A 25,551-nucleotide genomic window follows, 5' to 3' on the forward strand; every position below is an offset into this window, starting at 1 on the left:
CAGTCAGATCCGCGCCACCAACAGGCAGGCGTCGTCCTCGCGCGGGGCCTCGCCGACCACCTCGACGACGGCCCGCACGCACTCCTGCGCTGTACACGCTCCGGTGAACCGGGAGGCGAGGGAGAGCAGCAGGCCCGTCGCCGTGTCCCTGTCGCGCCGTGGCACCAGGCCGTCGGTGTGGAGCAGCAGCAGGTCTCCGGGGCGTAGCTGCTCGTCGGCCTGCTCGTAGGTCGCCCCGGAGGTGGCACCGAGGAGTACGCCGTGGGGTGGTGTCAGCGCGCGTCCCGTCCCGTCGCGGAACAGCAGAGGGGCGGGGTGGCCGGCCTGCGCCCAGCTGAGCCGGCGCGTGGCGGGGTCGTAGCGGCAGCAGATGGCGCTGCCCAGGGCGGGCTGGACGGTGGCGTCCAGTAACTGGTTGAGCCAGCCCATGAGACGGCCGGGCGGGGCGCCGGCGACCGCCATGCCGCGCAGCGCGCCGAGCAGCATGGCCATGCCGGAGGTGACGGTGACGCCGTGGCCGGTGAGGTCGCCGACGCTCAACAGGGCCTGGCCCTCGGGCAGTTCCATCGCGTCGTACCAGTCGCCGCCGATGAGCGTGCTGGTGGAGGAGGGGAGGTAGTGGGCGGCGAGGTCGAGCCGGCCGGGGCCGGCGTGCGGGAACCGCAGTGAGCTGCGCCAGGGCGGCAGGACCGCCTCCTGTAATTCGATCGCGAGGCGCTGCTCGGTCTGTGCGATGTCGCGCCGGCGCCGCAGGCTCTCCCGGCTCTCGCGCACGACGCGCTGGCTGCGGCGCAGTTCGCTGACGTCCCGCACGACGGCCCACATGGAGGACGTGGAGCCGTCGGTGGCGAGGACCGGCTCCCCCATCATGTGCACCTGGCGCACCTGCCCGTCGTGCCGCACGATGCGGAACTCGCCGTCGATTGGCTTTCCGTCGACGAGGCAGTCCGTGACCATCGCGGTCAGCAAGGGCTGGTCCTCGGGGTGCACCAGGGAGGGGAGTTCGTCGAGGGAGAGCGGGGGAGCGGCCGGGTCGCGGCCGAGGATCTGGTAGAGCTCGGCGGACCAGGTGGCCTCGTCGGTGAGGAGGTTCCACTCCGCGCTGCCGACGCGGCTCAGGAGTGATCCGCGACGCGGCTCCGTGATTTCCGGGGCGGTAGGTGCCGCGGGCTCCCCGCCGGCCCGCGGCGGGCCGTCCCGCAACTGTGCCAGGTGCTCGTCGAGGTCGTTGAGCTGATGCACCGCCAGGTCGCAGAGGGCTCGCTGCCAGCGCCCCTCGGGGTCGCCGTGCTCGGTGACGGCTTCGCGCCGTACGGCGTCGACCTCGCCGCGGAGCCGGCGCGTCTGCGAGATCAGCGCGTCGACCGTGCCGCGCTCGGGCGGCTGGGCGGCTGCGTGGTCCGCGAAGACATGGGGCGGCATGAGGTGCTCCGGTGGAGGTGCGGTGCGACCAGCTTGGCGGGTGGTGGACCGCTAACGACTTTCGCACAGCGCGCCGTGGCCCGTAAGGGATTTGGCAACACCCGATGCGGTGGTGCTTACGGCATATGCCTATGTCCTGCGGATACGTGGACGGGGGCCGGAAGTCCAGTGTGAGGTGGTGAAGAGTTCGTGCGGATTACGGGCGGAACGTGGTGCTCCGGTGGGGGAAGCGGGGGCGGGTGACGGCCGCGTGCTCCACGCCGGGGTGAGAGGCCCCGGGGCGGCGCCGGTCCGCGGCCTCGGGGGCATGTTCCCGCACGGGTTCCCTGCCGCGTGCGGGCCCGCAACTCCCGGCAGAACGGCGGGAATTGGCCCCTGAACACCTTGGTGGAGTGCAGGCGCCGCTTCAGGACCGCAGGTAGTGGATGACCGCGAGGACCCGGCGGTTGTGGTCGTGCGAGGCGGGCAGACCGAGCTTGTCGAAGACCGCCGCCACATGCTTCTCCACCGTGCCCGGCGAGACGAAGAGCGCCTGGGCGATGGCGGCGTTCGAGCGGCCCTCCGCCATCAGCGAGAGCACCTCGCGCTCCCGCCCGGTGAGCGGCGCCAGTTCGGCCGCGCGGTGCCCCGCCCCCGCCAGCTGCGTGACCACCTCCGGGTCGAGCGCGGTGCCGCCCGCCGCCACCCGCTCCAGCGCGTCCGTGAACTCCGCGACGTTCGCCACCCGGTCCTTGAGCAGATACCCGACGCCCGCGGAGCCCGCCGCCAGCAACCGCGTGGCGTACTTCGTCTCCACGTACTGCGAGAAGAGCAGCACGCCGGTGCCGGGATGGGCGCCGCGGATGTCGATGGCGGCGCGCAGCCCCTCGTCCGTGTGGGTCGGCGGCATCCGGATGTCGACCACCGTGACGTCGGGGCGGTGCGTGGCGACCGCCGCGCGCAGGGCGTCCGCGTCGCCCACGGCGGCACAGATCTCATGGCCGCGCTCGGCGAGCATCTGGGCCAGCAATTCCCGCAGTACGGCGGCATCCTCGGCGATCACGACACGCATGGGCGCATGCTCTCACGCACGCAGCGGCAGCTCGACGGTGACCGCCGTCGGACCGCCCTCCGGACTGCGGACGTCGATGCGACCGTCGACCGTGCGGACGCGCTGGGCGAGCCCCGTCAGACCGCTGCCCGCCCCGGCCTGGGCACCGCCGCGGCCGTCGTCGGTCACCCGCAGCCTCAGCAACCCGTCCCGCTGCGTCACGCCCATCGTGGCCCGGCTCGCCCCGCTGTGCTTGATGACGTTCGTCAGCAGCTCGGCGGCGCAGAAGTACGCGATGGTCTCGATCGCCGGGGTGGGGCGCACCGGCACGTCCGCCGACAGCTCGACCGGCACCGTGCTGCGGGCGGTGAGCGTGGCGAGCGCGTCGGGCAGGCCCTCGTCGAGGGCGGGCGGATGGATGCCGCGCGCCAGGTCGCGGAGTTCGGTGAGCGCCTCTGTGGCATTGCGGTGCGCGCCCTCGACGAGCTGGCGCAGACGAGCCGTGTCCAGCGGCTGCCCGTCGTCGTCGAGCCGCTCCTTGATCATGTCCAGGCCCATGGCCACGGCGACCAGCCGGACCTGCGCCCCGTCGTGCAGATCGCGCTCGACCCGGCGCAGCAGCGCCACCGAGTCGTCGACGGCCAGCGCGCGCGTCTCCTCCAGGTCGCGTACGCGCACCGCCAGCCGGCCAGGACCGAGCAGCGCCCGGACGAGCCCGCGGTCGCCCTCGGCGACGAGGTGCGTCACCCAGGGCGCGCACAGCAGGGTGGCGACACCGATGAGGGCGACGAGCCAGGTCTCCGCGAAGGTGTCCGCGTGCAGCCCGCCGAAGGGGATCGGCGTCAGCACCGGCATGCCCTCGGCGTCACCGGCCGCGGGCCGCTGCCCGAAGACGCCCCACCGCAGCGGTGCGATGAGATTGACCAGGCCGGTCACCCACCACAGGACGGCGTACGCGCCGAGCGCTCCCACCGGCAACTTCGCCAGGACATAACCTGCCGCCCGCCAACCGGTGCCGTCCCGCAGCCGCGCGTCGAGACGCCCCACGAAGCCCTCGCCCTTCGGCACCGGCGGCGGTACGGCCGTCCGTTCCCCGAGGAACGTGGCGGCCAGCCCGCGGTGCAGGGAGCCCAGCGCGCGGGCGAGTCCGAGCCCCCCGATGAGCAGCAGCGCCCCCACCACCGCGAGGACCAGCGAGGCGGTGAGACCGGCGCCGAGCAGCAGGACGACCGCGAGGACCGTCCCGCCCGCGAGGCCCAGCGGAAAACCGATCAGGCAGTACGCGGTTTCCGCCCATGCCCGCCGGGTGAACGGGGTGGCGGCGAGGGCGCGGATCAGTTCCGTGCCGCCCCGCGGCCGGCGGGCGGCCGGGTGAAGAATCTCCTGCTCATGCATGGTGTCAGTGTCCTGTCATGCGTCCCTGCGGGCCAGCAGATGCCCGCCCACCGCGAGTACGCCCGCCGTGTAGAGGCACAGCAGGGCGAACCCGGCCCACGGCGAGAGGACACCGGCCACCGGTTTGGCGACGGCGAGCGAGTTCGCCGCGATGATGGTCGGGAAGAACTTGGCGACCGTCGTCCCCGAGACGCCGCCGATCACCGCGGGCAGCACGAACGTGACCCCGACGAGCACCGCCACGGCGCTCGCGGTGTGCCGGGTGATGGCGCCCAGACCGATACCGATGAGCCCGATCATGGCGAGGTACGCGCCGGACATCAGCGCCGCCCGCAGCACCCCGGCGTCACCGAGCGCCGGTCGCGGCACCCCCGCGCCGAGTGCCGCCCGCCCCGCCAGGAACGTCACGAAGGCGACCACCTCCCCGACCACCAGGGCGATCCCGCCGTACACGGCCGCCTTGGCGGTCAGGACCAGGCGCCGGTCGGGGACGGCGGCGAGCGTGGCCCGGATCGAGCCGGACGCGTACTCGCCGGTGACGACCAGGACGCCGAGGACACCGATCACCAGTTGTCCGACGGCCACCCCGGCGAGCACGTTGTTCGTCGGGTCGAAGGCGTCGGCCTTGCCGGGGCCCGGCGCCTTCGTGTTGGCCATCGTCACCATGCCGATCGCCACCATGGCGCCGATCACGAGCAGCAGGGACCAGAGCGTGGACCGCAGACTCCGCAGCTTGATCCACTCCATGCGGGCCGCGTGCGTGAAGCCGTACCGTCCGGCAGGAATCCGCGCGTCGCGCCGCCAGACGGGCGCAGGGCCGGGCGCAGGGCTCGCCGTACTCATCGGGACACCCCTTCCTGGGAGGTGTGGGAGGTGGCGGTGAGGGCGAAGAAGGCCTCCTCCAAGGAGCGCCCCTGTGCGGTGAGTTCACGCACGGACGAGTCGGCGAGCAGCCTGCCCTGCCCGATCACCACCAAGTGGTCTGCGGTGAGCGCCATTTCCGCGATCAGATGGCTGGAGAGCAGCACGGTGCGGCCCTCCGCCGCCAGGGACTTCATCAACTCCCTGATCCAGCGCACCCCCTCCGGGTCCAGGCCGTTGACCGGCTCGTCGAAGAGCAGCACACCCGGATCGCCGAGCAGCGCCGCGGCGACGCCGAGCCGCTGTGCCATCCCCAGCGAGTACGTCCCCGCCCGCCGGCCCGCGACGTGGCCGAGCCCGACGGACCCGAGGACCTCGTCGACGCGGGTGCGCGGGATGCCCCCGGCGGCGGCCAGCATCGTCAGGTGCTGGGCGCCCGTGCGGCCGGGGTGGAACGTACGGGCCTCCAGGAGGGCGCCGACCTCGCGGGCGGGCCAGCGCAGCCCGGCGTAAGGCACCCCGTGGATGCGGGCGTGACCGGCGTCCGGCCGGTCCAGGCCCATGATCATGCGCATCGTGGTCGACTTCCCCGACCCGTTCGGTCCGAGGAAGCCGGTCACGGCCCCCGGCAGCACGTCGAAGCTCAGTGCGTCGACGGCGACATGGGTCCCGTACCGCTTGGTGAGCCCTAGGGCCTCGATCATCACAACTCCCTGACGTGCGCCGGACATGGTCACCGGCTTCACGCTAGGGCGCGGGCGCATCCCGCCGGAACGTGGCTTTCCTCCGTCTGTACTGGGGGTTTTCCCCCACACCGGCCACGGCACGGAGGAGAGTCACGCGACCCCGGCCGCCACGCCGCTCAGCCCACCGCCCGCTCGACGAGCGCGGCGATCCGCGCCTCCACCTCCGGTGTCACCTCGGTCAGGGCGAAACCGGCCGCCCACATCGGGCCGTCGTCCAGCTTGGCCTGGTCGCTGAAGCCGAGCGTCGCGTAGCGCGCCTTGAACTTCTCGGCACTCTGGAAGAAGCAGACGACCTTGCCGTCGAGGGCGTAGGCGGGCATCCCGTACCAGAGCTTCGGCGCGAGGACGGGGGCGTTCTCGGTGATCACGGCGTGGATGCGTTCGGCCATGACGCGGTCCGACTCCTGCATCTCGGCGATCTTCGCGAGGACGTCCCGCACCGCCTCCGCCGCCTTCTCCTCGCGGGACGTGCGGCGCGCCGCCTTCTTGAGCTCCTGGGCGTGGTCCTTCATCGCGGCCCGTTCGGCTGACGAGAAGCCCTCGTGCGGGGCGCGGGCGGAGTCGGGGCTGGTGCTGGTGCTTGTGTTGGTGTTGGTGCTGGTGCTGGTGCTGGTGCTGGTCATGGGTTCATGCTCCTTCGGGTGGGCTCGGGGTCTGGTCGGGGTGGGCTCGGGGTGTCTGGTGCGTCCGGCCCGATGTCACGTACGCCAGCGGCCGTCACGCATCAGGTCGCGGTCGCGCAATTCGTTGACCTCGCGCCAGGCCTGGACGCGATCAGGGGTGATGCGGAACCAGCGGTACGACGTGGTCAGCGCCGTCGGGTCGAAGCCGGTGCGCTCGACGAAGCGGCGGACGGTCCGGGCCGGCAACGCGTCGATGGGCAGCGACGTGACGTCGCCGTCGATCATCGTGACGTCACGGGTGGGGCCGAGGGCGAGCCGGGCCCTGCGCGTGGCGGTGAGGTTCCGGCCCGTCGGGCTGTCGGCAGGCGTGGCCACCAGGAGGGTCTCGCCGTCCCAGTCGAAGGAGAGCGGCACCAGATAGGGCGTGCCGTCCGCCGACGCCGTGGCCACCCAGGCGTCGACGTCCTCGGTCAGCCGCCGCTCGGTGTCCGCACGGCGCCGGTCACGGGTTCGGGGTTCTGCCATCGTCTCCACGGTCGCTTCTCCCGTTGTTCTCAGCGGTCCTGGAGGAGCCCGATGAGGTTGCCGTCGGGGTCGATGAGGGTGGCGACCAGGCGACCGCCGCCGACGTCGCTCGGGGAGTCCTTCACCGTGGCTCCGGCGGCCGTCATCTCGGCGACTTTCGCCGCGATGTCGGCCACGTGCCAGTGGGCCAGCGGCGAGGTCAGTCCCTGCGGCCCGCCGCCCGGCAGGAGGCCGATGTGCTGGCCGGCCGCCTCGAACCCGACGTAGTAGGTGTCGTCGACCTGCGGCGGGACACCGAGCAGCGCGGCATAGACCGCCTTGGCCCGGGCGAGGTCGGAGACGGGGTGCAGCACGGTCTTGATTCCCTGGGTGGCGGACCCTGACATGGTCATCTCCTGGTGTCTTGTGGTGTGTTCGCGCTGTTCGTTCGCTGTGGTCGAAGCCTCTCCCAGCGGGGGTACGGACCGCCTCCGTGCTCACCACGGAACGCACCACGGAGAGCAGTACGGAGGGCACTACGGATAATGAGTCGGTGTCCACACCAGAGATCTCGTCCCGGGAAGCCGAAGTGCTCGCCTTGCTCGGGGAGCACCTCAGCAACGCGGAGATCGCCGCCCGGCTGTTCATCTCCGTACGGACGGTCGAGTCGCACGTCTCCGCGCTGCTGCGCAAGTCGGGGATGCCGGACCGGCGGGCGCTCTCCCGGCACGCCTCCGAGCGCGCCCGTACGGGGGCCGGACGGACGCGCCCGGCCCCCGCGCTGCCCGCGCCCCTGACGGCCTTCGTCGGCCGGGTGCGGGAACGCGCCGAACTCGCCGCGGCGGTGACGGAGCGTCGGCTGGTGACGGCGGTGGGCCTGGGCGGGGTGGGCAAGTCGCGGCTCGCCCTCGCGGTCGCGGAGGAGGCGGCAGCGGACTTCGCCGACGGGGTGTGGTTCGTCGACCTGGTCCCGGTCACCGATCCGGGGCGGGTCGGGGCGGCGGTCGCGGCGGCCGTCGGCGTGGGCGAGCAGCCCGGACGCGGCATCGACGACGCGGTGGTGGCCGCGCTGGCGGGCCATCGCGCCCTGCTGATCCTCGACAACTGCGAGCACGTGCTCGACGGTGTGGCGCCGTTCCTGGAGCGTCTTCTCGTGGCCTGCCCCGGGGTTCGGGTGCTGGCGACCAGCAGGGCCCGGCTGATGGTGCCGTTCGAATGGGTCTTCCCGGTCCCGCCGCTCTCGCGGGTCGGCGGCGGCTCATCGGAGGCGGTCGCGCTGTTCATGGAGCGCGCGGCGGCGGTCGGCCGGGCACCCGTTGCGGCCGAACGCGAGCAGGTCGCCGCCCTGTGCGAACGGCTCGACGGCATGGCGCTCGCCATCGAACTCGCCGCCGCGCGGTGGTCCACCCTCGGCCTGGACGGCCTGACGGCCGGCCTCTCCGACCAGCTGCGGATCCTGGCGGGCGGCCCCCGGGCGGACGGCAGGCACCGTTCGGTGCGGGCGGTCCTCGACTGGAGCCACGACCTGCTCGAACCGCGGGACCGGGTGCTGCTGCGCCGGCTCTCGGTGTTCATGGCGCCGTTCACCGCGGAGGCGGCGGCCGAGGTGGCCGGGTTCGCGACGCTCGAACCGGCCGCCGTCGCCGACGGGCTGGGCAGACTCGCCGAACAGAGCCTGCTCGCCGTGACCCCTTCGGCGACCGGCACCCGCTACCACGCCCTGGAGACCATCCGCCAGTACGGGACGGAGCGGCTCGCCGAGGCCGACGAGACGGCGGACGTCCGCGCCCGGCACGTGAGCTGGTGCCTGACCGGCGCGGCCCACCTCGCCGCCGCGGGCGGAGCCGACTGGCGCGAACGGTTCGACGCGGTGGCGGAGGACTTCCGCGCCGCCCTCGGCTGGGCGGCCGACCGCCCCGAGCGGCGCGCGGACGCCCACCGGCTCGCCCTCGCCCTCGCCGGACTGACCTTCACCCGCAACCTGCTGGGCGAGGCACAGCAGCGGTACGAGCAGGCGGCCGGAGTCGCCGAGGACGCGGCGGCCGAAGCGCGGGCGCTGCGCCATGCCGCCGGCGTGGCGGGTTGCCGGAGACTGGGCGACGACATGTTCCGCCTGCACCGGGCGGCGGCAAAGGCCGCCCGCCGGGCCGGGGACGACGCGGGTGCCGGCCGCGACCTGGCGACCGCCGCGACCGTCGCGTACCGCTTCTCCACCTCCCTCGCGCGGATACCGCCGGTGGACGAGGTGGCCGCCCTGCTCGTACGGGCACGGGAACTGGCGGGGGACGACCCCGCGGCCGTGGCGGCCGTCGCGCTGGCCGAGGCCGCCGTGATCAGCGACGCGTTCGGCGCGATCCAGGGAGACGCCGACAACACCGTCCAGGAAACCGTCGAGAGAGCCGAACACGCCGTCCGGCTCGCCCGGCTCGCGGCCGACCCGGTGGCGGAGTCCGCCGCCCTCGACGGGCTCTCCGGCGCGCGGAGTTGGGCCGGTGACGCCTTCGCCGTGGCGGACGCCGCCCGGCGCCGCGTCGACGTCCTGGCATCGGTGCCGTCCACTCCCGCCGGTACGCACGAGGTGGCGGACGCCCTCGCGATGGCGGCCGGCACCGCGCTCGGCGTGGGCGAACTGCCCGCCGCCCGGCGGTGGGGCGAGCAGCTCGCCGACCATCCGCTGCTGGCCGAGGCGGGCCACCACGCCACGGCCTGGGTGCTGGCCGCGGATGCCTTCGCGGGCCGCGCCGACGACGTACTCAACCGCAGTGTGCGGTTCCTCGACGCGTGGGAGCGGAGCGGCCGCCAGCGGTCGCTCTCCCTCGGCGCCGCCGCCGCGTCCGTCGCCATGGTCCACGGCCTGCGCGGGGACCACGAGGCGCGGGCCGCCTGGCTCGTGACCGTCGACAGGGCGGACGGCGTCCCGGAACACCGGCACGGTTACGGCGCGGTGTTCGACGCCACGGTCCTGCTCCACCAGGGCGACGCCGAGGCGGCCTTCGAGCGGGTCGCGCCGGCGCCGGACGAGGTGTGGAAGTGGGTGTGCTGGATCTGGCTGCACTGGTACGTGGGGCTCCGCGCGGAGGCGGCGGTCCTCACCGGCCACGCCTCGGCCCGGGACCGGATCGCCGCCGCGCGGGAGGTGGTCGCGGGGAACCCGGTCGTCACCGCGCAGGTCGACCGGGCCGAGGCACTCCTCGACGGTGACCTGCCCCGACTCCTCGCCACCGCGAAGGCCTTCGAGGCGGCGGGCTCCCCCTACCAGTCGGCCCGCACGCTGCTGCTCGCGGGAGCCGACCACGCGGCGGCCGGGGCGGCGGGGCTGGTGGAACTGGGTCTGACGGCGGTGGCTCCGCGGCAGCCCTAGGAGCGGCGCGGAGCCGGTCCTCGGCCTCGGCCCCGCCCCCGTCCGGCAGGCGCGCGGCCAGTGCGTGATGTGTCGGTGCGTCGGTGCGTCGGTCGCCCACAGCCTCTGTCGGCCCGCTGTCGGCTCCGTGTCGGCCTCCTGTCGGCGGGGCCTGGCACCTTTCCAGAAGTCCGGTCGGGTCGTCCGCCCGGCAGACGGACGTACGGCCCACACAGGACCCCGCACGCCCCAGGGACGCAGGTCCGGGAGACACGGAACCCCCAGAACGAGGGAAGCACCATGATCACAGACGTCACGATCGTCGGCGCCGGACTCGGCGGCCTGATTCTCGCCCGCGTCCTGCACGTCCACGGCATCTCCGCCACGGTCTACGAGGCGGAAGCCTCCCCGGCGGCCCGCGCCCAGGGCGGAATGCTCGACATCCACGACTACAACGGCCAACTGGCCCTGCGTGCAGCAGGATTGATGGACGAGTTCCACGGTCTCATCCTGGAGGGCCGCCAGGCGATGCGGGTCCTCGACCGGGACGGAGCCGTCCTGTTCGACGTGCCCGACGACGGGACCGGCGGGCGCCCGGAAGTACAGCGCGGCGAGCTGCGACGACTCCTGCTCGACTCGCTTCCGCCCGGCACGGTTCGCTGGGGTCACAAGGTCAGTGGCGCCCGCGCCCTGGGCGGCGGGCGCCACGAGGTGGCCTTCGCCGACGGCGCCACCGTCACCACCGATCTGCTGGTCGGCGCCGACGGGGCATGGTCCCGGGTGCGTCCACTGCTCAGCGACGCGGTGCCCGAGTACACCGGCAGGGCGTTCGTCGAGACGTACCTGTTCGACGGCGACACCCGGCATCCGGTCACCGCGAAGGCGGTCGGCGGCGGGGCGATGTTCGCGCTGGCCCCCGGCAAGGGCATCCAGGCCCACCGGGAACGCGGCGACACCCTGCACACCTACGTGGCGCTGACCGGGACCCGGGAGTGGTTCGCCGCCATCGACTTCACCGACGCCGACGCGGCCACCCGGCGGATCGCGCGGGAGTTCGACGGCTGGGCGCCCGAACTCACCGCCCTGATCACCGACAGCGACACCGCGCCGGTCCTGCGCCTCCACCACGTGCTGCCGGTCGGCCACCGCTGGGACCGGGTGCCGGGGGTGACGCTGCTCGGTGATGCCGCGCACCTGGCGGTCCCGAACGGCGAAGGCGCCAACCTGGCCATGCTCGACGGCGCCGAGCTCGGCAAGGCCGTCGCCGGACACCCCGACGACGTCGAGGCCGCTCTCGACGAGTACGAGCAGGCGATGTTCCCCCGCGGCGGAGAGGCCGCGGCCGACGGCACGCGCCTTCATGAGCTCCTCTTCGGCGACGACGCGCCGCACGGCCTGATAGCGGCCTTCGTCGAAGACGGGACCCACTGAGGAGCCTGCCGCTCGGTGAAGCGATCATGGAATCAAGCAGTCAGCCGTGTTCCTCCGTCGCCGACCCGGCCGGCGGGTGACCGGCCCGGTCTTCTTCCCAGGAGTGCACCCCGTGTCAGCGCCTCAGCATGTTGCCCGCCCCACGCGTCCGGACGCCCCCGCGTCTGGGTGGAGGGGCACGGCCGTGTGCGCCACGGTCCTGGCGGCCGCGCTCGCGCTCGGCGCACCGCAATTCGGCCCCGCCTCCGCCGCCCGCGCCGCCGAACCCGCCCACAGCGCCGCGTCGCACACCGGGCAAGGCGTCACCGCGCCCGCCGCGGCGACGGTCTCGGAAGGGCAGGTCAAGGAGGTGGCGGCGGGCGGTGTCCTCACCTATCCGAGCGTCACCAGCTGCCTGACCGTCACCGTACGGCTGCGGGACGGCGGTTTGGTGGGTGCGCACGCCAGCCTCTTCCAGGTCCCCGGTGAACTGCGGTCCGATCAGATCCTGGCCGCGCTGAAGAGGCTCGTCGCAAGCCGTCCCGTGAGCGCGGTCGAGGTCAAGGGGGCGGTGGGCGCCTGGCACCCGAGCTACTTCACCAAGGCGATCGAGGGTTACGGGGAGGGTGAGCAGGTGCCTGTCCCGCAGGGCCCGGACGTGGACGGTCTCGCCCGGCAGGTCGCGCGGGGGCTCGGCCTGCCGCAGACCCTGGTGACGGTCGAGGACGTCCCCGACGGGGACCAGATCGTCACCTGAGGGCACGGCGGCCATCGCCCGAGGGGCCCGGCCCGGGCCAAGCCCCTCCGCCGAGTGTGTGGGGCCGACCGGGCGAGATGGGCGGCCACCGCGCATGAACGCCCCCGTTTGGGGCGAGGGCTGACAACCATGGCCACTCTGCCGCGCCTCGCCCCCATGCTCGCCACCCCGGGCTCGCTGCCGCCCGTACGCACCGAACAGCTGTGGAGCGCGGAGACCAAGTACGACGGGCAGCGCGCGCTGGTGTACCTGCCCGGCGACCGGACCATGGTCATCCGCTCGCGCTCGGGCGCGGACATCACCGCCGCGTACCCCGAACTCCACGGTCTGGCGGAGGTCATCGGTGACGTACCGGCCGTGCTCGACGGGGAGATCGTCGTCCTCGACGAGGCGGGGCGCCCGGACTTCGAACGGCTCCAGCCGAGGATGGGGCTGGCCGGCTCCCCGGCGAAGGCGGGCCGCCTCGCGGCCCGGGACCCGGTGCATCTGGTCCTGTTCGACGTGGTGTTCCTGGCCGGCCGGGACCTGACCCGCCTCCCGTACACCCGGCGCCGGAGCACTCTGGAGGAGCTGGTGGCGGCAGGACCACGCTGGTCGGTTCCCGGCGCGGTCACCGGACACGGCCGGCAGACCCTGGAATTCGCCCGCGAACACGGCCTGGAAGGCATCGTGCTCAAACGGCTCGATTCGGTGTACGAACCCGGCCGGCGGTCACCGCACTGGATCAAGATCAGGAACGTCCGCACCCTGGACGTGGTCATCGGCGGCTGGCTGCCCGGCCAGGGACGTCTCACCGGACTGCCGGGCGCGGTCCTCGTCGGGCAGACCCAGGACGGAGTCCTGGCGTACCGCGGCAGCGTCGGCACGGGGTGGAACGAGCGCGAACGCGCCGAACTCGCCCACCTGTTGGGCATCGCGGCGATGGACGAGTGCCCCTTCACCCCCGCCCCCGCGGTGCCCGGCGCGCGCTGGGTCCTGCCGCGCCTGGTCGCCGAGGTCCGCTACACCGCCCTCACCCGGGCCGGCCTGCTGCGCCACCCGGTCTGGCACCGACTCCGCCCGGACCTCGCGCCCTAGGCCGCCCTGGGGGCTGTCCCCGCCAGGGCGGCGGGGACAGCCGTGAAGCAGCTGTCAGGCTGCGACCCACCCTGTCTTGAGGGCGCTGGAGTTGGGGAAGTCCAGGTAGAAGTAGACACCGTCGTTGAAGTCTGTGCCCAGGACGGTCCACTTGGCGGCCTTCGCCGTGACCCAGCCCTTGCAGACCTTGTTGTCGGGGTTTCGATTCTTGAGGTAGCACAGCTTCATCTTCGTGTCCCGGTCCGGCTTGACCTGGATGTCCGTACACCGGTTGGTGGTCACGTAGTAACCGTCGCCCTGGGGCGCGTAGTTGTAGCCGTCGTACGACCAATCGCCGTTCAGGCAGGATGAGGCGACCGACGCATGTCCCGCCGACGCGGCGGTCGAGTCCTCGGACGGTGCGGCTGTCGCGGCCCCGCCGAGGATCCCGGCGGCGAGGACGCTCGCCGCGAGCGTGGTGGTGAGCTTCGTACGAGTGAGCACAGTGGCTCTCCTTCTGGTGCTCGATCACGGATGTTCGGTCACGGAGGCCCCTCGGGGCGTCCCGTGACCGATTCCACCGGCCTTCGGATTGTTCGTCAGCCCTGGTCCGAGGTGCTGAACAATCCTGTCGGCGGGGCGCTCGGGCCCGCTTGTGGCGGGCGGACGGCGTCCCTTGGCCGAGACCCGCCTTCTCGTCCGTGGTGGGGTTCCGTAGGTTGAGCCCGTAGATCATGAGGGGGATGGGGCGGTGGGGCGCAGGGAGAAACCGGTGGACCCGGAGGCGGGGCCGGTCCAGCGATTCGCGTGCGAGCTGCGCCGACTGCGGCAGGAAGCCGGTGGGTTGTCGTACCGTGCGATGGCCCGGCGCACCGGGTATTCGGTCACCGTGCTCTCCCAGGCGGCGGCCGGGGAGCGGCTGCCGTCGCTCCCGGTCCTCCTCGCGTACGTGACCGCCTGTGGCGCCGACACGGCTTCGTGGGAGCGGCGTTGGAAGGAGGCCGAGTGCGCGGATGCCGAGCGGCTCCCGTCGGCTGAGGAGGGGCAAGGGCCGTACCAGGGCCTGATGCGCTTCGAGGCCTCCGATCACGAGCGGTTCTTCGGCCGGAAGCGGCTCGTGGACGATCTGAGTGACGTGCTCCGCACGCATCGGTGCGCCGCGCTCGTGGGCCCCTCCGGGAGCGGCAAGTCCTCTCTGCTGCGTGCCGGACTGATCCCCCACCTCCAGCGGACGACGGACCCTCTCCTGCGCCCCGCCGCACTGCGTGTTCTCACGCCCGGCGAACATCCCGTACGCACCCACGGCGAGGTGCTCGCGCCCGCGTCGGGGAGCGGCGACACGTGGCTGGTCGTCGACCAGTTCGAGGAGGTGTTCACCCTCTGCCAGGACTCCGATGAGCGCGCCGCCTTCATGGAGCTGCTGCTGAGCGCGGATGCCCCGGAGAGCCGGCTGCGCGTGGTCCTGGGTATCCGCGCCGACTTCTACGGCCGGTGTCTCCAGCACCCCGGCCTCGTACCTGTGTTGCGCCGGGCGAGCGTGCCGATCGGCCCGATGAGCCCGCAGGAACTGCGGGAAACGGTCGTCAAGCCCGCCGCCACACAGGGTCTGATCGTGGAGCGGGCGTTGACCGCCCGGCTCGTCGAGGAGGTCACCGACGAGCCGGGCGGTCTGCCACTGCTTTCCCACGTCCTGCTGGAGACTTGGCGCCGACGCCGCGGCCGCACCCTGACGATGAGCGCCTACGAGGCCGCGGGAGGGCTGCACGGCGCCATCGCCCAGACCGCGGAGGACCTGTACGCCGCGCTCTCGTCGGATCAGCGCGTCGTCGCCCGCAGGATCCTGTTGCGACTGATCACCCCGGGACAGGGGGTGCCGGACACTCGCTGCCCGGTGAACCGCTCCGCCCTGGAGAGGCCGGGCGTCGACGGGGACGAGACCCGCACGGTCCTGGACCGGCTGGCGCGCGCTCGGTTGATCACGCTCGACGAGGAGACCGTCGATCTCGCCCATGAGGCTCTGATCACGGCCTGGCCCCGGCTGCGCGGCTGGCTTGACGAGGACCGGGAACGGCTGCTCCTGCACGGTCGCCTCCGGCAGGACACACAGACGTGGCAGGAGCTGGGCCGCGACTCCGGGTCCCTGTACCGAGGCGTGCGGCTGGCCGAGGCGGAGGAGGCGTTCGGGCCCGGAACGGCGGAAGCCGAACTCACCTCCGCGGAGGCCGCGTTCCTGGCGGCCGGGCGGGCCGCGCGTGCGCGCGAACACCGGCGTCGGCGGAGCTCGGCGGCCGTCCTGGCCGTACTTGTGGTGCTGGCCTTGGTGGCGGGTGTGGTGGCCTGGCAGCAGAACCGTGCGGGCGACCAGCGTCATGCGGAGGCCGCCTCCCGCCGCCTGGCGTCGCTGGCGGAGAACATGCGTGCCACCGACCCCCGGACGGCCCTGCGGTTGAGCGCGGCGGCGTGGCGCATCAAGCCCACGGATGAGGCGAGAGCAGCGGTGCTGGGGGCGACGGCGCAGCGCGAGCAGGACGCGTTCGCCGTCCCGGGCGGGCGGCCCGACGACATGGTCCTGCTCAGCGGGGACGGACAGACGATGATCGCGACCTCGCGAACCGGAGACCGGGTGAGGGGCTGGGACGTGGACAGCCACCGGCGCACCGGCGGCTTCCGCCTGTCCGAGGGGGAGATGCCGGTGGGGCTCACCCCGGACGGACGGCGGGTGTTGATGCAGGGGGACCATGGACTGCGCGTCCGTGATCTGGCGTCCGGCAAGCCGATGGGTGGGCCCATGGCTCCCTCCCGCGAGAGAGCGCTCTTCTCCTCCACCCCCAGTGGACGCACGGCGCTGGCGGAGGACAGCACACGGGTGGAGCTGTGGGACCTGCGGCGAGGACGCAGGGCATTCCTGCACGAAGGCGACGACCTCCAATACGTGACCGTCAGCGGAGACGACCGCTACCTGGCCCTGTGTGACGGGGACTCACTGGAGGTGTGGGACATCGGCTCACGGCGCCGACTGCGCACCCTGCGTACGGCGGCACTGTCCCGTGCCGCCTGCGGTGGCGAGTCGGAACTGCGCTTCGGTCCGGAGAACGACAGGCTGCTGCTGGTGGGAGAGGACATACGCGGCTACGACCTCGCCACAGGCAGGAAGGTGCTCGACGTCGAGCACAAGCGAACGCTGAGCGATCTCGCGTTCAGCTCGGACGGGCGCCTCGCCGCCACCGTCGACAGCGAGGCGATCACCCTGTGGCGGGTCCTGGCGGACAGATACGAGATCGTGCACCGGTACCGCCTCTCCGGCGAGTCTGTCGGGAATCTGCGGCTGGACCCCGGACACCGGGTGATCCGCTATCTGGAGGAAGACCGTGGTGCGAACGCGGCCGTGCGGACGCTGTCCCTGGGCGAGACAGCCGCCGACTGGGAGCGAACACCCTCTCTGGGGACAGCCTTCAGCCCGGACGGCAGGAAGATCGTCACAGCTCGCGAGAACGGCGGGCGCGTGCGATTCGAGGTGCGGCCCACCGCCGGCGGTGGACGGCCTGTGGCGCTTCCGCCGGCCGACTGCGACACGAGCGGGACCTCCTTGTGCTGGGTCCTGTTGGCTTTCAGCGGCGACGGCCGGACGCTGGCATACGGTGCCGCCGCCCTGGACGCGGAGGACGAGCACCTCCTTCTGCGCCCCCAGCGGATAAGAGTGTGGGACCTGCGGGCGAACCGCAGGCGCGCGGAGCTCACCTTCGGTGCGAAGGGACAGGCCGCCCAGTCGATCGCGCTGAATCCCGACGGCACGTCCCTGCTCGCGTTGCGCCAGGACCCCGAGCCCGCCCTGGTGACCTGGGACGTACGGGACGGCAGCAAGGCGGTTCGGCCGGTGTGGGGCGACGACGCCTTTGAGGTCGTGGCTCGTATCCTCACGAGCCCCGGGAGCGGCGTCATGGCGACGCGGCCGGACGGACTACGCCTCGCCACCACCTTCGGCACCGTATTCGCCCTGCCCTCAGGTCGCATGACCGAGGACGCCAGTGCGTCCCTGAGTACCGGCGTAGCCCTGGCCTACCCGCCCGACGGCGAGCGGCTCGCAGTGGGTGAAAGTACCGGCCGGGTGACCCTGTACGACGACGACATGCGGCGTGTGGCTTCTCTCGCCGGGACGCTTTCGGGGCTGGACAGCGGGTTGGAATCCGCGGATGCCCTGGCCTACTCCCACGATGGCAGGACCCTCGCCGTCGGCGGCGACGAGGGCACCGTCCGTCTCTGGGACACCGCCTCCGGCCGCCCCCTGGGCGGCCCGCTGCCCACCGCCGACGACGCCGTCACGGCGGTCGCTTTCAGCAAGGACGGGAACGTTCTCGTGGCCGGGAAACATGTGCCCCTCAGCTCGTACGCCATCGACCCCGACCACGCCACCGACACCGTCTGCGAACGGGCCCGCGGCGGCCTGTCCCGCACCGCCTGGAAGACATACATCCCGGACATGCCGTACCGCGACGTCTGCTGAGGCGGTCGGGTCGCCGAGGCGTTTCCGGCGACGGCAATGCCGTCTTCCGCAGGCCGACGGGTCAGGTACAGGGCCCCTGGTCCATCAGCGTGCAGCCCCTGGAACCCTGGGGACCGTCCGGCAGACCGCCGCCCGCGCCCGCCTCAGCCATCCACGAGCGGACGGAGCAGTTCCGTGCCCTCGGGCCAGTCGCCCAGGCCGCTCTCCGTATTGAGGTGGCCGTGGCTCCCGATGGGATGGTGGGACGCGCCCCACGCGTGGGCGAAGGCGACGGAGGTCGCTGTGTCGCAGTACGGGTCGTCGTCGCTCGCCACCACCAGGGCCGGGCACGGCAGGGCCCGCGCCGACAGATCCGTGAAGGTGGGGGCCGCCTGCCGGGGGAAGGCCGTACCCCCGGGGTCCGGCGGCGCCACCAGAAAGGCCGCCACGGCCCCGGGGAGCGGACGCGTCCGCTCCAGCCACTCGGCCGCCGCCCAGCAGCCGAGGCTGTGCGCCACCAGCACCACTCGTGCGTCCCGCCGGGAGGCCGTCTCGTACGCGGACTGCACGGCCGCCACCCAGTCCGGCAGGTCGGGCCGTTCCCACGACGCGGGCGCGATCCGGACCGCCGACATGCCCCACCGCTTCTCCCACCGGCTCTGCCAGTGCCCCTCGTTGGACCCGCCGATCCCAGGGGTGACGACGTACGCGACCATCACCTACCGTCCTTCCAATCGTGGCCCTCCCCGTCCGCGGGCCGGCCCTGGGGCGATTCTCGATGGACCAGTGGGCACGGCCGGGCCCAGCAAGTGATCTCAAGGAAAGTGGGGGCGACGACGATGGAATCACTCGACGACATCGACCGGGTGATAGTGGAGCTGCTCCAGGCGGACGGCCGGCTCTCCGGGGCCGAGGTGGGCCGCCGTGTCGGGCTCTCACAGTCGGCCGCCGGTGCGCGCATCCAGCGCCTGGAGAAGAGCGGGATCATCACCGGGTACCGCGCGGTCGTCGCCCCTGCCGCGATCGGGCTCAACATCCACGCCGTCATCCGCCTGCGCACCAGCCACGCGCAGCTGTCCGGAGCGCTCGCCCTCGCAGCCCGCATCCCCGAGGTGGTCTCCACCCTCCGAGTGACGGGCGAGGACTGCCTGCTCTTCGACGTGCACTGCCCCCACGCCGAACGCCTCGAGCAGGTGGTGGACTCCCTGGCCCGCTACGGTCCGGTCACCACCTCCCTCGTACTCCGCAGCTATCCCCCCAAGCCACTGCCGACGGAGCCCTTTTCGGGGCTGGGGGCGGGGGAGCACGGCCGACTCAACCGCAAGTAGCGCCAAGCTGGTTGGTGTCGCTCGTCCATGACCGTTTGTCAGCTCGCCGTTTAACGTCCGGGCAGGCGGGACGGTCCTCAGTCGAGCCAGATCATCATGGCGTGGCCATCAGAGGCCGCGGCGTGGAAGAACTCCGTCAGAGGGGTGAACAGATCTCGGGCCCAGCCCAGCGATGCCGGCGAGTCCCAGATCTGGGGGTAGATCTCGGCTGCGGCGAGTTCGGAGTGATCGACGCCTTGGATCAGCTGGTCGTAGGTCATCTGTGCCAGTGTGTCGGCGGCCAGCCGTACACGGTCAGCAGTCACGTATCGCGGCGGCCCGTAGCCCCAGTCATCGGCCGCGGCGAAGGGCTCCTCCCCATGCACGATGTCCACCGGGAACACCGAACGCTTCAGCAGGAAATCCAGCAGGTGCCAGGTCTTGTGCGTGGTGAAGTGACGAGCCTCGGCCGGTGTCGTCTCCCTTTCTTCCTGGGCGTCCTGGATCTCCTCGGCGAGGTCCAGAGCCCACTCGGGATCCTTCAAGGCTCGGGTCAGTTCTTCGGGTGTGACGCGCAGGTACTCGCCGTTCATGCTCATGGGCGGCAGCTTATGGAGAGGCTCTGACAGCGGATCCGGTTGCTCATCACGTGCGGCGCGGTTTGGTGCCGACCTTGCGGTGGTGCCGGCGGCAGAGCGCGTCGCGGACGGCATCGGCGAGCGGGGCCGTGATGTCGGCGGTGCCGGGAACGATGATCGTGTCCGCGGGACCGAGACCGTCCAGTCCCCAGGGCACGCGCATCGTGAAGGTGCCGGCATCGATCTCCGGCCGCTCGGCGCAGACGCGGATGTCGAAGGGGATCACCTGGTCCAGAGTCAGGATGGCGACGGTGTGCATGGCAGGAAGGTGTCTGTCCTCCGGCTTCTCTTTAAGGGCCTCGGGGGTGCTGTTTCCACGCTTACAGCAGGTCAGAAGCCTGTCGGTCTGCCTGGCGTTATTTCGTTGGAAGGTGGCACCAATGCCACTTGGGGGTGGGGTGGCGCCCGCCTAGCGTCGGGAACGACTCCGGCACGGGCCGGATGACACCACCCGCGAAGGACCTTCTCCGTGCATGCCCAGCTCATTTCGTACGTCGACTTCGACCCGCTCGACGTCATCGCCCCCGATGAAGTACTGAACGCCGGCCGACGCCGTGCCGTCCCGGCGGTCGCGGGCCACTGACGATGACGAAACTTCTCCTCTCCCTGCACGTCCTGGCGGCCGTACTGGCCATCGGGCCGGTCACGGTCGCCGCGAGCATGTTCCCCAAGGCGCTGCGCCGCGCGCACAGCGTCCACGGCGGGCCCGAGGCCCTCGTCGACCTGCGCACCTTGCACCGCATCTGCCGCGTCTACGCCGGCATCGGCATCGCGGTTCCTCTCTTCGGATTCGCCACGGCCAGCAGCCTGGACGTCCTGGGCAGCGGATGGCTGATCACCTCGATCGTCCTGACCGCCCTGGCCGCCGCCGTCCTCGGCCTGCTGATCCTGCCCGCCCAGGAGAGCGCCCTCACCGCAGCTCAGGCCCCCGACCCCCGCCCCGACGGCCACCCCGCCGCCCGGCTCGCCATGCTCACCGGCGTCTTCAACCTGCTGTGGGCGACCGTCACCGTCCTGATGATCGTCCGCCCCGGATCCACCACGGGAGCCTGACCATGCACCCACGCCCCCTGCGCATCGCGGCGCACGTCGAACTCATCTCGCTCATCGTCATGTTGGGCAATCTCGCCACCGCCCACCTCAAGCCGTTCTCCTCCGTGATGGGCCCCACCCACGGCTGCGCCTACCTGTTCGTCGTGATCGCGACCTGGCGCCTGTCGTCGGCCACGGGCGCCACCAAAGCCGTTGCCGTCATTCCCGGCATCGGCGGTCTCCTCGCGCTACGGCGGCTCCGCCCCGTCGCCGACACCGACCGACCCGCCAAGGATCCGGTGCTTGTCACCGAGGAGTGAGGCGAGGCAGCGGCGTGGACGGCCCCCGGATGTGGGCGCCGTCCACGCACGCGCGGAACCAGTGGGGTTCACCGGCCGCGTTGGGCTCAGAGGGGGATCTTGGTGATGTCAGGGCGTCACGGAGAGGCTAGCGAGGTGCCGCGAGTACGTCCCGGAGTACGTTCTCGAGCGTGACGCGGGCCAGCTCGTGTCGCACGGTCTCCTCGATGCCCTCGTAGATGCTCTGCATGGCCGGCTGGATGCCGTGACCCACCACGCAGCCCTGGTCCGGGGTGGCGCGGTGCATGGCGAACAGCGGGCCGGGTTCCACTGCCTCGTACACGTCGAGCAGGGTCATCGACTCCAGCTCGCGCGCCAGCGACCAGCCCGCGCCCACGCCCCGCCGGGACTCTACGAGCCCGGCCCTGCGCAGCTCGCCGAGCAACCGCCTGATCACCACGGGATTGGTGTTCGCGCTCGTCGCGATCTGCTCGGAGGTGGCGACCTCATGGCCCTGGCGCTGATAGAGACCGATCCAGGCCAGCGCGTGGGCGGCGATGGTCAGCCTGCTGTTGGCGCTCATGGGCTCCTCCTCTCGACCACGACGCTTCATGATACGGCAGTCGTAACAGCAGAGGTTGCATCCGTCTGTCGTAACAATTAATGTTGCGACAGCCGGAAAGGGTCAATCAACGAGGTGAGAAGAATGAGCAAGCCACTCACGGGCAAGGTCGCCCTGGTCACCGGGGGATCGCGCGGACTGGGAGCCGCGACCGTACGGCTGCTGGCCCAGCAGGGCGCTGACGTCGCCTTCACCTACGTCAGCTCCGAGAAGCAGGCGCAGGCCGTCGTCGACGAGGTGCACGGCACGGGAGCCAAGGCGGTCGCCTTCCGGTCCGACCAGGCGGACACGAGCCGGGCGCCGGCGCTGATCGACGACGTGGTCGCACACTTCGGCGGCCTGGACATCCTCGTCAACAACGCGGCGATCTCGGTGGAGCAGGGCCGCACGGTGGACGACCCGGACGCCGACACCGCCGCACTGGACCGGATGCACGCCACCAACTACCTCGGCGTGATCGCCGTCATCCGGGCCGCCTCCCGAGTGCTGCGCGCGGGCGGCCGCATCATCACGGTGAGTTCCGGACTGGGCTCCCGGGTCGGCGTCCCGGGAGTCGCCGACTACGCGGCGACCAAGTCAGGCATCGAGAGGTACACCATGGGGGTCGCACGGGACCTCGGGCCCCGCGACATCACGGCCAACGTCGTGGAAGCCGGGCTGATGGACAGCGCCATGCAGCCGCCGGACCCCGAGACCCTCAAGGCCCTGCTCAGCTCGCTGTCCCTGCAACGCATGGGGCACCCCGACGAAATCGCCGCCGCGATCGCCTTCCTGGCGAGCCCCGCCGCGTCGTACGTCACGGGCGCGGTGCTGGACGCCCACGGCGGCTACAACGCCTGAACCCGAGCCCCTGCCGCGCGCCCCGAAGGACATCGCGTCTTCGGGGCGCGCACCGCCGGCGACCCGCGTGTGCGTTGGTACGCCTCACGAAGCCGCGCGAAGAAAGGTGTCGAGCCGGTCGATGAAACCGGGCGCCGCGGCGACGAAGTGTCCGGCGCCCGGGCATACGGCACGCTCGCCGTCGAGTGCGACCGCGACGGCGTCGCAGATCCGCTCGTGGGCGGCCGCGTGGTCCCCCGACGCGACGAGCACCGGGACGCGGGCCCGGCGGATGAGGTCGAGCCGTGGACGAGCCCGGCTGGGGAGCCGGGCTCCGTGCGCCCGGTCGACGCCGGCGGCCACATGAGGCGGCAGCGGGCCGTCGTCGACGGGGGCGCCCGCGAGGCGCAGGAACTCCCGCAGTTCGGCGGGGTCCGTGCCCATTCCGTGGGTGAGGACCGCGTCGCCGAGGCGTTCGAGCCGCACCACGTCGGGATCGTCCGGGACGAGGAAGGTGAGGGGCGGCTCGATCAGGGTGAGCGAACGCACGCTGTCCGGTGTGGCCGCCACCGCGGCCAACGCCCCGAGGGTGCCGTAGGAGTGGGCGACGACGTGCGGACGGCCGGCGAGCAGCGGTGCCAGGTCCAGGGCGTCCACCTCGTGGTCCTGACCTGCCCGGGGCGTCGGACTCGGCGGATAGCCGCGCCGATGGACGTACGCCAGCGTCCAGCGGTCGGCCAGCGCGGACAGAGCGTCCCACGTCGTTCGCGGGCCGGCGCCCCCGTGCACGAGCAGGACCTCCGGCCCCGAGCCGACGCGCACCACCACGACTTCGTCCACGGAGCGAGAGCATAACGGCGCGCGCCGCGTTCGGTGTTGCGGAAACGCCGTGGGCGTACGTCTCACCGGCCCCCCTAACACCCCTGACCCCGCAGGGGAGTTGAATACTGGGATGAGTGCCGCGCTATACCGCCGGCGAGGGCCGCCCGCCCAGCCGCGGCGCAAAGGGGGACGAGCCGTGACAGGGAAAGACACCCCCGCGCTCCCGGCGCTCTGGCGGGAGCCCTTCGAGCTGGCCTGGGAAACGTTCAGGGTGGGCAGCCGCCCCGTCGGCGCCGTGTTGCTCGACGCCCGCGGCAGGATGGTGGCGCGCGGGCGCAACCGCAGCCAGGAGCCGACCGCCCCGCCGGGACAGCTCGCCGGGGCCGCCATCGCGCACGCCGAGGTCAACGTCCTGGCCCAACTGCCGAGCGGGAGGCGGTACGCGGACCACCGGCTCCTCACCACGCTGGAACCCTGCCTCCTGTGCAGCGGCGCCCTCCTCCACGCCCACGTCGGCACCGTGCTGTACGCGGCGCCCGACCCCATGTGGCGCGGCATCGAGCGGATTCCGTCCGTCGGCGGTGCCATCGCGGCGCGCTGGCCTCGGCGCGAGGGCCCGGCGCCGGGGCCGCTCGCGGTCTTCGGCGGCATGCTGATGCACCTCTGGAGCCTCCGCCAGGGTGTGCCACCAGGGGCGGGTGGGTCAGGAGATGACGACGGGGCGCTCGCGCTGGCCCGTCACTGTCTGGAGATCCCTGCGTTCCTGGACCTCGGAACGGCGGAGGCCGCGTACCGGCTCGCCCTGCGGGTGATCGCGGACGGCGGGCCGTAGCGGCTGCTGCGGTGAACGCGACGGTGGCCGGGAGACACGGAGTCTCCCGGCCACCGTCGCTACCTGCGCCGGGCCGCCAAGCGACGCAGGAAGGCGCCGCGGTCCGTCAGCCTGCCGCGGCGAGCGTCGTGCCGATCTCGCGGAGGAAGTCGTCCAGGTCGCCGGGGTTGCGGGAAGTGATGAGGTCCCAGTCGTTGGCGCCGCAGTGCATCACGGACTTGTCGACCCAGGTGCCCTTGGCGTTGCGGATGTCCGTGGCGACCGAGGCGTACGAGGTGAGGGTCTTGCCCTCCAGGACGTCGGCCTCCACCAGCAGCCACGGTCCGTGGCAGATCGCGGCGATCGTGCGGCCGGACTCCGCGAAGGAGCGGACCATCGATACGGCGGTCTCCTCCAGCCGCAGGGAGTCGGCGTTGACCGTGCCTCCCGGTACCAGCAGCAGGTCGTACGAGGACGCGTCGGCGTCGGCGAGCTTGAGGTCGGGCTGCACGGTCTTGCCCGGGTCCTTGTCGCCGACGAGGGTGCGGATCTCCTCACCCGAGACGGCGGCCACGTCGACGTGCGCGCCCCGCTCCCGCAGGTGTTCCACCGGCACCACCAGCTCGTCCTGCTCGACTCCGTAGTTGGTGACGATCGCCAGAACGCGGTGGCCGTTCAGTGTGTTCTCCGCCATGACGGTGCCTTTCCTCTGGTGCTGTGCCGTGCTGTGCCGTGTTTTGGTGCGGTGCGATGGCCGCAGTGCCCGTTCGAAGTCGATCGAACGCTCCGGTACCCCTCTTCAGCATGAGCACACGCCGGGGCGCCGCCAGACGAAGGCGGCGACCGGAGTAACCGGCACAGGAGTCGGGTGCCCCGGGTGCCCGGAGGGATTCGGGACCAAAGGCCCGAATTCACATCTCGTACGGCGTTCCGTCCCGGCTCCTCTCGTACGGAGTCCTGTCCGGCCCGGCTCCCGCCCCGGTGCCCCTCCCGCGTCACGCCGTACCGAGCGGCTGCGCGTTGCCGTCGTTGTCGCAGTGCACGGTCCACGGGCGGTCGGAGCGGACGAGGTTCTCGTGGAAGCGGATCTGCACGGTGGTGGGCGGCCCCGCGCCCGGCACGTCGGCGTGGGCGGCGGTGCTGGCGAGCTGACTGACGGCGGGGACCTGGAGATCCTTGACGGTCACCGGGAGGTAGACGTCGACCGCGTCGGTGTAGTCGTCCGCGCCCGCCTCCAGGCCCACGACCAGATCGATGTCGTCGCCCCGCGCGGAGAGGATGATGATCGGCAGCTGCCGGGTCTCCCGGATGCGGCGGCACACCTCCAGGCCGGACATGCCCGGCAGCATCAGGTCGAGCAGGACGAGATCGGGGCGGAACCGCTCGAGGGTGAGCAGGCCGGTCTCACCGCTCGCCGCCACCTCCGGCTCGTGACCCCGCCGACGCAACGCCGGCGACACCCCTTTCTGCACCGCGGGATCGTCCTCGATCAGCAGAACTCGTGCCATGGCGATGTGCTTTCTCCGGGTAGGTGTCGGGGCCGGCGGGGACCGGCGTCGGGCCGTCTCGTCGCTCCC

At 72.3% G+C, this 25,551-nt stretch carries 23 protein-coding genes and 3 pseudogenes; 10 read left to right on the forward strand and 16 right to left on the reverse strand.

Going from position 1 to position 25,551, the window contains the following annotated elements:
• Positions 1–3: 3 nt before the first annotated feature.
• The 8 genes and pseudogenes from ACZ7DY_RS04420 to ACZ7DY_RS04455 all read right to left on the reverse strand — a co-directional run bounded on the left by ACZ7DY_RS04420 (position 4) and on the right by ACZ7DY_RS04455 (position 6,988).
• A complete protein-coding gene (locus ACZ7DY_RS04420; protein WP_471129818.1) occupies positions 4–1,422 on the reverse strand; it encodes a PP2C family protein-serine/threonine phosphatase in 1,419 nt (472 codons plus the stop codon).
• 406 nt (positions 1,423–1,828) lie between these two features.
• A complete protein-coding gene (locus ACZ7DY_RS04425) occupies positions 1,829–2,473 on the reverse strand; it encodes a LuxR C-terminal-related transcriptional regulator (protein ID WP_471129820.1) in 645 nt (214 codons plus the stop codon).
• Between the two features lie 12 nt (positions 2,474–2,485).
• The gene (locus ACZ7DY_RS04430; protein ID WP_471129823.1) at positions 2,486–3,847 is read right to left on the reverse strand and encodes a sensor histidine kinase; all 1,362 of its coding nucleotides are present in this window, start codon (positions 3,845–3,847) and stop codon (positions 2,486–2,488) included.
• Positions 3,848–3,862: 15 nt separating this feature from the next.
• Positions 3,863–4,690: an ABC transporter permease subunit gene (locus tag ACZ7DY_RS04435; protein WP_471129826.1), complete on the reverse strand. Its 828-nt coding sequence runs from the start codon at positions 4,688–4,690 to the stop codon at positions 3,863–3,865.
• An 83-nt stretch (positions 4,691–4,773) separates the two neighbouring features.
• Positions 4,774–5,412 (reverse strand): annotated as a pseudogene (locus ACZ7DY_RS04440) (ABC transporter ATP-binding protein); the annotation flags it as partial.
• A gap of 158 nt (positions 5,413–5,570) precedes the next feature.
• Positions 5,571–5,966 carry an iron chaperone gene (locus ACZ7DY_RS04445; RefSeq protein WP_471130232.1) on the reverse strand — a complete coding sequence of 132 codons (396 nt, stop codon included), beginning with the start codon at positions 5,964–5,966 and terminating at the stop codon, positions 5,571–5,573.
• 186 nt (positions 5,967–6,152) lie between these two features.
• On the reverse strand, positions 6,153–6,602 hold the full coding sequence (locus ACZ7DY_RS04450) for a pyridoxamine 5'-phosphate oxidase family protein (RefSeq protein WP_471129829.1): 450 nt from the start codon (positions 6,600–6,602) through the stop codon (positions 6,153–6,155).
• Positions 6,603–6,631: 29 nt separating this feature from the next.
• Entirely contained in the window at positions 6,632–6,988 is a 357-nt protein-coding gene (locus ACZ7DY_RS04455) for a VOC family protein (protein WP_471129833.1), read from the reverse strand.
• A gap of 146 nt (positions 6,989–7,134) precedes the next feature.
• Here ACZ7DY_RS04455 and ACZ7DY_RS04460 point away from each other — a divergent pair, with 146 nt between their 5' ends.
• From ACZ7DY_RS04460 to ligD, 4 genes are all read left to right on the forward strand, one after another.
• Positions 7,135–9,942, forward strand: coding sequence for an ATP-binding protein (locus ACZ7DY_RS04460; protein ID WP_471129835.1), 2,808 nt, complete (start codon positions 7,135–7,137; stop codon positions 9,940–9,942).
• 279 nt (positions 9,943–10,221) lie between these two features.
• Positions 10,222–11,352 carry an FAD-dependent oxidoreductase gene (locus ACZ7DY_RS04465; RefSeq protein WP_471129837.1) on the forward strand — a complete coding sequence of 377 codons (1,131 nt, stop codon included), beginning with the start codon at positions 10,222–10,224 and terminating at the stop codon, positions 11,350–11,352.
• Positions 11,353–11,536: 184 nt separating this feature from the next.
• Positions 11,537–12,088, forward strand: coding sequence for a hypothetical protein (locus tag ACZ7DY_RS04470; RefSeq protein ID WP_471129840.1), 552 nt, complete (start codon positions 11,537–11,539; stop codon positions 12,086–12,088).
• Positions 12,089–12,217: 129 nt separating this feature from the next.
• Positions 12,218–13,165 (forward strand): non-homologous end-joining DNA ligase, encoded by a 948-nt coding sequence (gene ligD / locus ACZ7DY_RS04475; protein WP_471129843.1) that lies wholly within the window; start codon positions 12,218–12,220, stop codon positions 13,163–13,165.
• A gap of 54 nt (positions 13,166–13,219) precedes the next feature.
• Here the strand turns inward: ligD and ACZ7DY_RS04480 are convergent, their stop codons facing one another.
• On the reverse strand, positions 13,220–13,648 hold the full coding sequence (locus ACZ7DY_RS04480; protein ID WP_471129845.1) for a hypothetical protein: 429 nt from the start codon (positions 13,646–13,648) through the stop codon (positions 13,220–13,222).
• A gap of 247 nt (positions 13,649–13,895) precedes the next feature.
• On the opposite strand from ACZ7DY_RS04480, the gene ACZ7DY_RS04485 reads away from it, so the two are divergent.
• Positions 13,896–17,645 (forward strand): nSTAND1 domain-containing NTPase, encoded by a 3,750-nt coding sequence (locus tag ACZ7DY_RS04485; RefSeq protein ID WP_471129848.1) that lies wholly within the window; start codon positions 13,896–13,898, stop codon positions 17,643–17,645.
• Positions 17,646–17,788: 143 nt separating this feature from the next.
• Here ACZ7DY_RS04485 and ACZ7DY_RS04490 read toward each other — a convergent pair whose 3' ends face one another.
• Positions 17,789–18,340 carry an RBBP9/YdeN family alpha/beta hydrolase gene (locus ACZ7DY_RS04490; RefSeq protein WP_471129851.1) on the reverse strand — a complete coding sequence of 184 codons (552 nt, stop codon included), beginning with the start codon at positions 18,338–18,340 and terminating at the stop codon, positions 17,789–17,791.
• A gap of 123 nt (positions 18,341–18,463) precedes the next feature.
• Between ACZ7DY_RS04490 and ACZ7DY_RS04495 the strand changes: the two genes are divergently transcribed.
• Positions 18,464–18,952 carry an Lrp/AsnC family transcriptional regulator gene (locus ACZ7DY_RS04495; RefSeq protein ID WP_471129854.1) on the forward strand — a complete coding sequence of 163 codons (489 nt, stop codon included), beginning with the start codon at positions 18,464–18,466 and terminating at the stop codon, positions 18,950–18,952.
• A gap of 77 nt (positions 18,953–19,029) precedes the next feature.
• Here ACZ7DY_RS04495 and ACZ7DY_RS04500 read toward each other — a convergent pair whose 3' ends face one another.
• Positions 19,030–19,530: a YfbM family protein gene (locus tag ACZ7DY_RS04500; RefSeq protein ID WP_471129857.1), complete on the reverse strand. Its 501-nt coding sequence runs from the start codon at positions 19,528–19,530 to the stop codon at positions 19,030–19,032.
• Between the two features lie 94 nt (positions 19,531–19,624).
• Positions 19,625–19,828 (reverse strand): annotated as a pseudogene (locus tag ACZ7DY_RS04505) (AraC family transcriptional regulator); the annotation flags it as partial.
• 326 nt (positions 19,829–20,154) lie between these two features.
• On the opposite strand from ACZ7DY_RS04505, the gene ACZ7DY_RS04510 reads away from it, so the two are divergent.
• Together ACZ7DY_RS04510 and ACZ7DY_RS04515 are read left to right on the forward strand one after the other, a co-directional pair.
• Positions 20,155–20,622 carry a DUF2269 family protein gene (locus ACZ7DY_RS04510; RefSeq protein ID WP_471129859.1) on the forward strand — a complete coding sequence of 156 codons (468 nt, stop codon included), beginning with the start codon at positions 20,155–20,157 and terminating at the stop codon, positions 20,620–20,622.
• Between the two features lie 2 nt (positions 20,623–20,624).
• Entirely contained in the window at positions 20,625–20,921 is a 297-nt protein-coding gene (locus ACZ7DY_RS04515) for a DUF3817 domain-containing protein (protein WP_471129861.1), read from the forward strand.
• Positions 20,922–21,048: 127 nt separating this feature from the next.
• Here the strand turns inward: ACZ7DY_RS04515 and ACZ7DY_RS04520 are convergent, their stop codons facing one another.
• A complete protein-coding gene (locus ACZ7DY_RS04520; protein WP_471129864.1) occupies positions 21,049–21,483 on the reverse strand; it encodes an Rrf2 family transcriptional regulator in 435 nt (144 codons plus the stop codon).
• A gap of 123 nt (positions 21,484–21,606) precedes the next feature.
• On the opposite strand from ACZ7DY_RS04520, the gene ACZ7DY_RS04525 reads away from it, so the two are divergent.
• Entirely contained in the window at positions 21,607–22,362 is a 756-nt protein-coding gene (locus tag ACZ7DY_RS04525) for an SDR family NAD(P)-dependent oxidoreductase (RefSeq protein WP_471129867.1), read from the forward strand.
• Positions 22,363–22,446: 84 nt separating this feature from the next.
• Here the strand turns inward: ACZ7DY_RS04525 and ACZ7DY_RS04530 are convergent, their stop codons facing one another.
• Positions 22,447–23,181 carry an alpha/beta fold hydrolase gene (locus ACZ7DY_RS04530; RefSeq protein ID WP_471129870.1) on the reverse strand — a complete coding sequence of 245 codons (735 nt, stop codon included), beginning with the start codon at positions 23,179–23,181 and terminating at the stop codon, positions 22,447–22,449.
• Positions 23,182–23,359: 178 nt separating this feature from the next.
• Here ACZ7DY_RS04530 and ACZ7DY_RS04535 point away from each other — a divergent pair, with 178 nt between their 5' ends.
• The gene (locus tag ACZ7DY_RS04535; protein ID WP_471129873.1) at positions 23,360–23,995 is read left to right on the forward strand and encodes a nucleoside deaminase; all 636 of its coding nucleotides are present in this window, start codon (positions 23,360–23,362) and stop codon (positions 23,993–23,995) included.
• A 106-nt stretch (positions 23,996–24,101) separates the two neighbouring features.
• On the opposite strand, the gene ACZ7DY_RS04540 is transcribed toward ACZ7DY_RS04535, so the two are convergent.
• A complete protein-coding gene (locus ACZ7DY_RS04540; RefSeq protein WP_471129875.1) occupies positions 24,102–24,668 on the reverse strand; it encodes a type 1 glutamine amidotransferase domain-containing protein in 567 nt (188 codons plus the stop codon).
• 520 nt (positions 24,669–25,188) lie between these two features.
• Positions 25,189–25,482 (reverse strand): annotated as a pseudogene (locus ACZ7DY_RS04545) (response regulator); the annotation flags it as partial.
• Positions 25,483–25,551: the final 69 nt, after the last annotated feature.

It is taken from the genome of Streptomyces sp. NPDC037013 (assembly GCF_055607265.1).

Bases quoted from the DNA above. Each gene is read 5' to 3' on its own strand.
- ACZ7DY_RS04420 (WP_471129818.1), bottom strand. From the start codon at position 1,422: ATGCCGCCCCATGTCTTCGCGGACCACGCAGCCGCCCAGCCGCCCGAG.
- ACZ7DY_RS04425 (WP_471129820.1), bottom strand. From the start codon at position 2,473: ATGCGTGTCGTGATCGCCGAGGATGCCGCCGTACTGCGGGAATTGCTG.
- ACZ7DY_RS04430 (WP_471129823.1), bottom strand. From the start codon at position 3,847: ATGCATGAGCAGGAGATTCTTCACCCGGCCGCCCGCCGGCCGCGGGGC.
- ACZ7DY_RS04435 (WP_471129826.1), bottom strand. From the start codon at position 4,690: ATGAGTACGGCGAGCCCTGCGCCCGGCCCTGCGCCCGTCTGGCGGCGC.
- ACZ7DY_RS04445 (WP_471130232.1), bottom strand. From the start codon at position 5,966: ATGAAGGACCACGCCCAGGAGCTCAAGAAGGCGGCGCGCCGCACGTCC.
- ACZ7DY_RS04450 (WP_471129829.1), bottom strand. From the start codon at position 6,602: ATGGCAGAACCCCGAACCCGTGACCGGCGCCGTGCGGACACCGAGCGG.
- ACZ7DY_RS04455 (WP_471129833.1), bottom strand. From the start codon at position 6,988: ATGTCAGGGTCCGCCACCCAGGGAATCAAGACCGTGCTGCACCCCGTC.
- ACZ7DY_RS04465 (WP_471129837.1), top strand. From the start codon at position 10,222: ATGATCACAGACGTCACGATCGTCGGCGCCGGACTCGGCGGCCTGATT.
- ligD (WP_471129843.1), top strand. From the start codon at position 12,218: ATGGCCACTCTGCCGCGCCTCGCCCCCATGCTCGCCACCCCGGGCTCG.
- ACZ7DY_RS04490 (WP_471129851.1), bottom strand. From the start codon at position 18,340: ATGGTCGCGTACGTCGTCACCCCTGGGATCGGCGGGTCCAACGAGGGG.
- ACZ7DY_RS04495 (WP_471129854.1), top strand. From the start codon at position 18,464: ATGGAATCACTCGACGACATCGACCGGGTGATAGTGGAGCTGCTCCAG.
- ACZ7DY_RS04500 (WP_471129857.1), bottom strand. From the start codon at position 19,530: ATGAGCATGAACGGCGAGTACCTGCGCGTCACACCCGAAGAACTGACC.
- ACZ7DY_RS04510 (WP_471129859.1), top strand. From the start codon at position 20,155: ATGACGAAACTTCTCCTCTCCCTGCACGTCCTGGCGGCCGTACTGGCC.
- ACZ7DY_RS04515 (WP_471129861.1), top strand. From the start codon at position 20,625: ATGCACCCACGCCCCCTGCGCATCGCGGCGCACGTCGAACTCATCTCG.
- ACZ7DY_RS04520 (WP_471129864.1), bottom strand. From the start codon at position 21,483: ATGAGCGCCAACAGCAGGCTGACCATCGCCGCCCACGCGCTGGCCTGG.
- ACZ7DY_RS04525 (WP_471129867.1), top strand. From the start codon at position 21,607: ATGAGCAAGCCACTCACGGGCAAGGTCGCCCTGGTCACCGGGGGATCG.
- ACZ7DY_RS04540 (WP_471129875.1), bottom strand. From the start codon at position 24,668: ATGGCGGAGAACACACTGAACGGCCACCGCGTTCTGGCGATCGTCACC.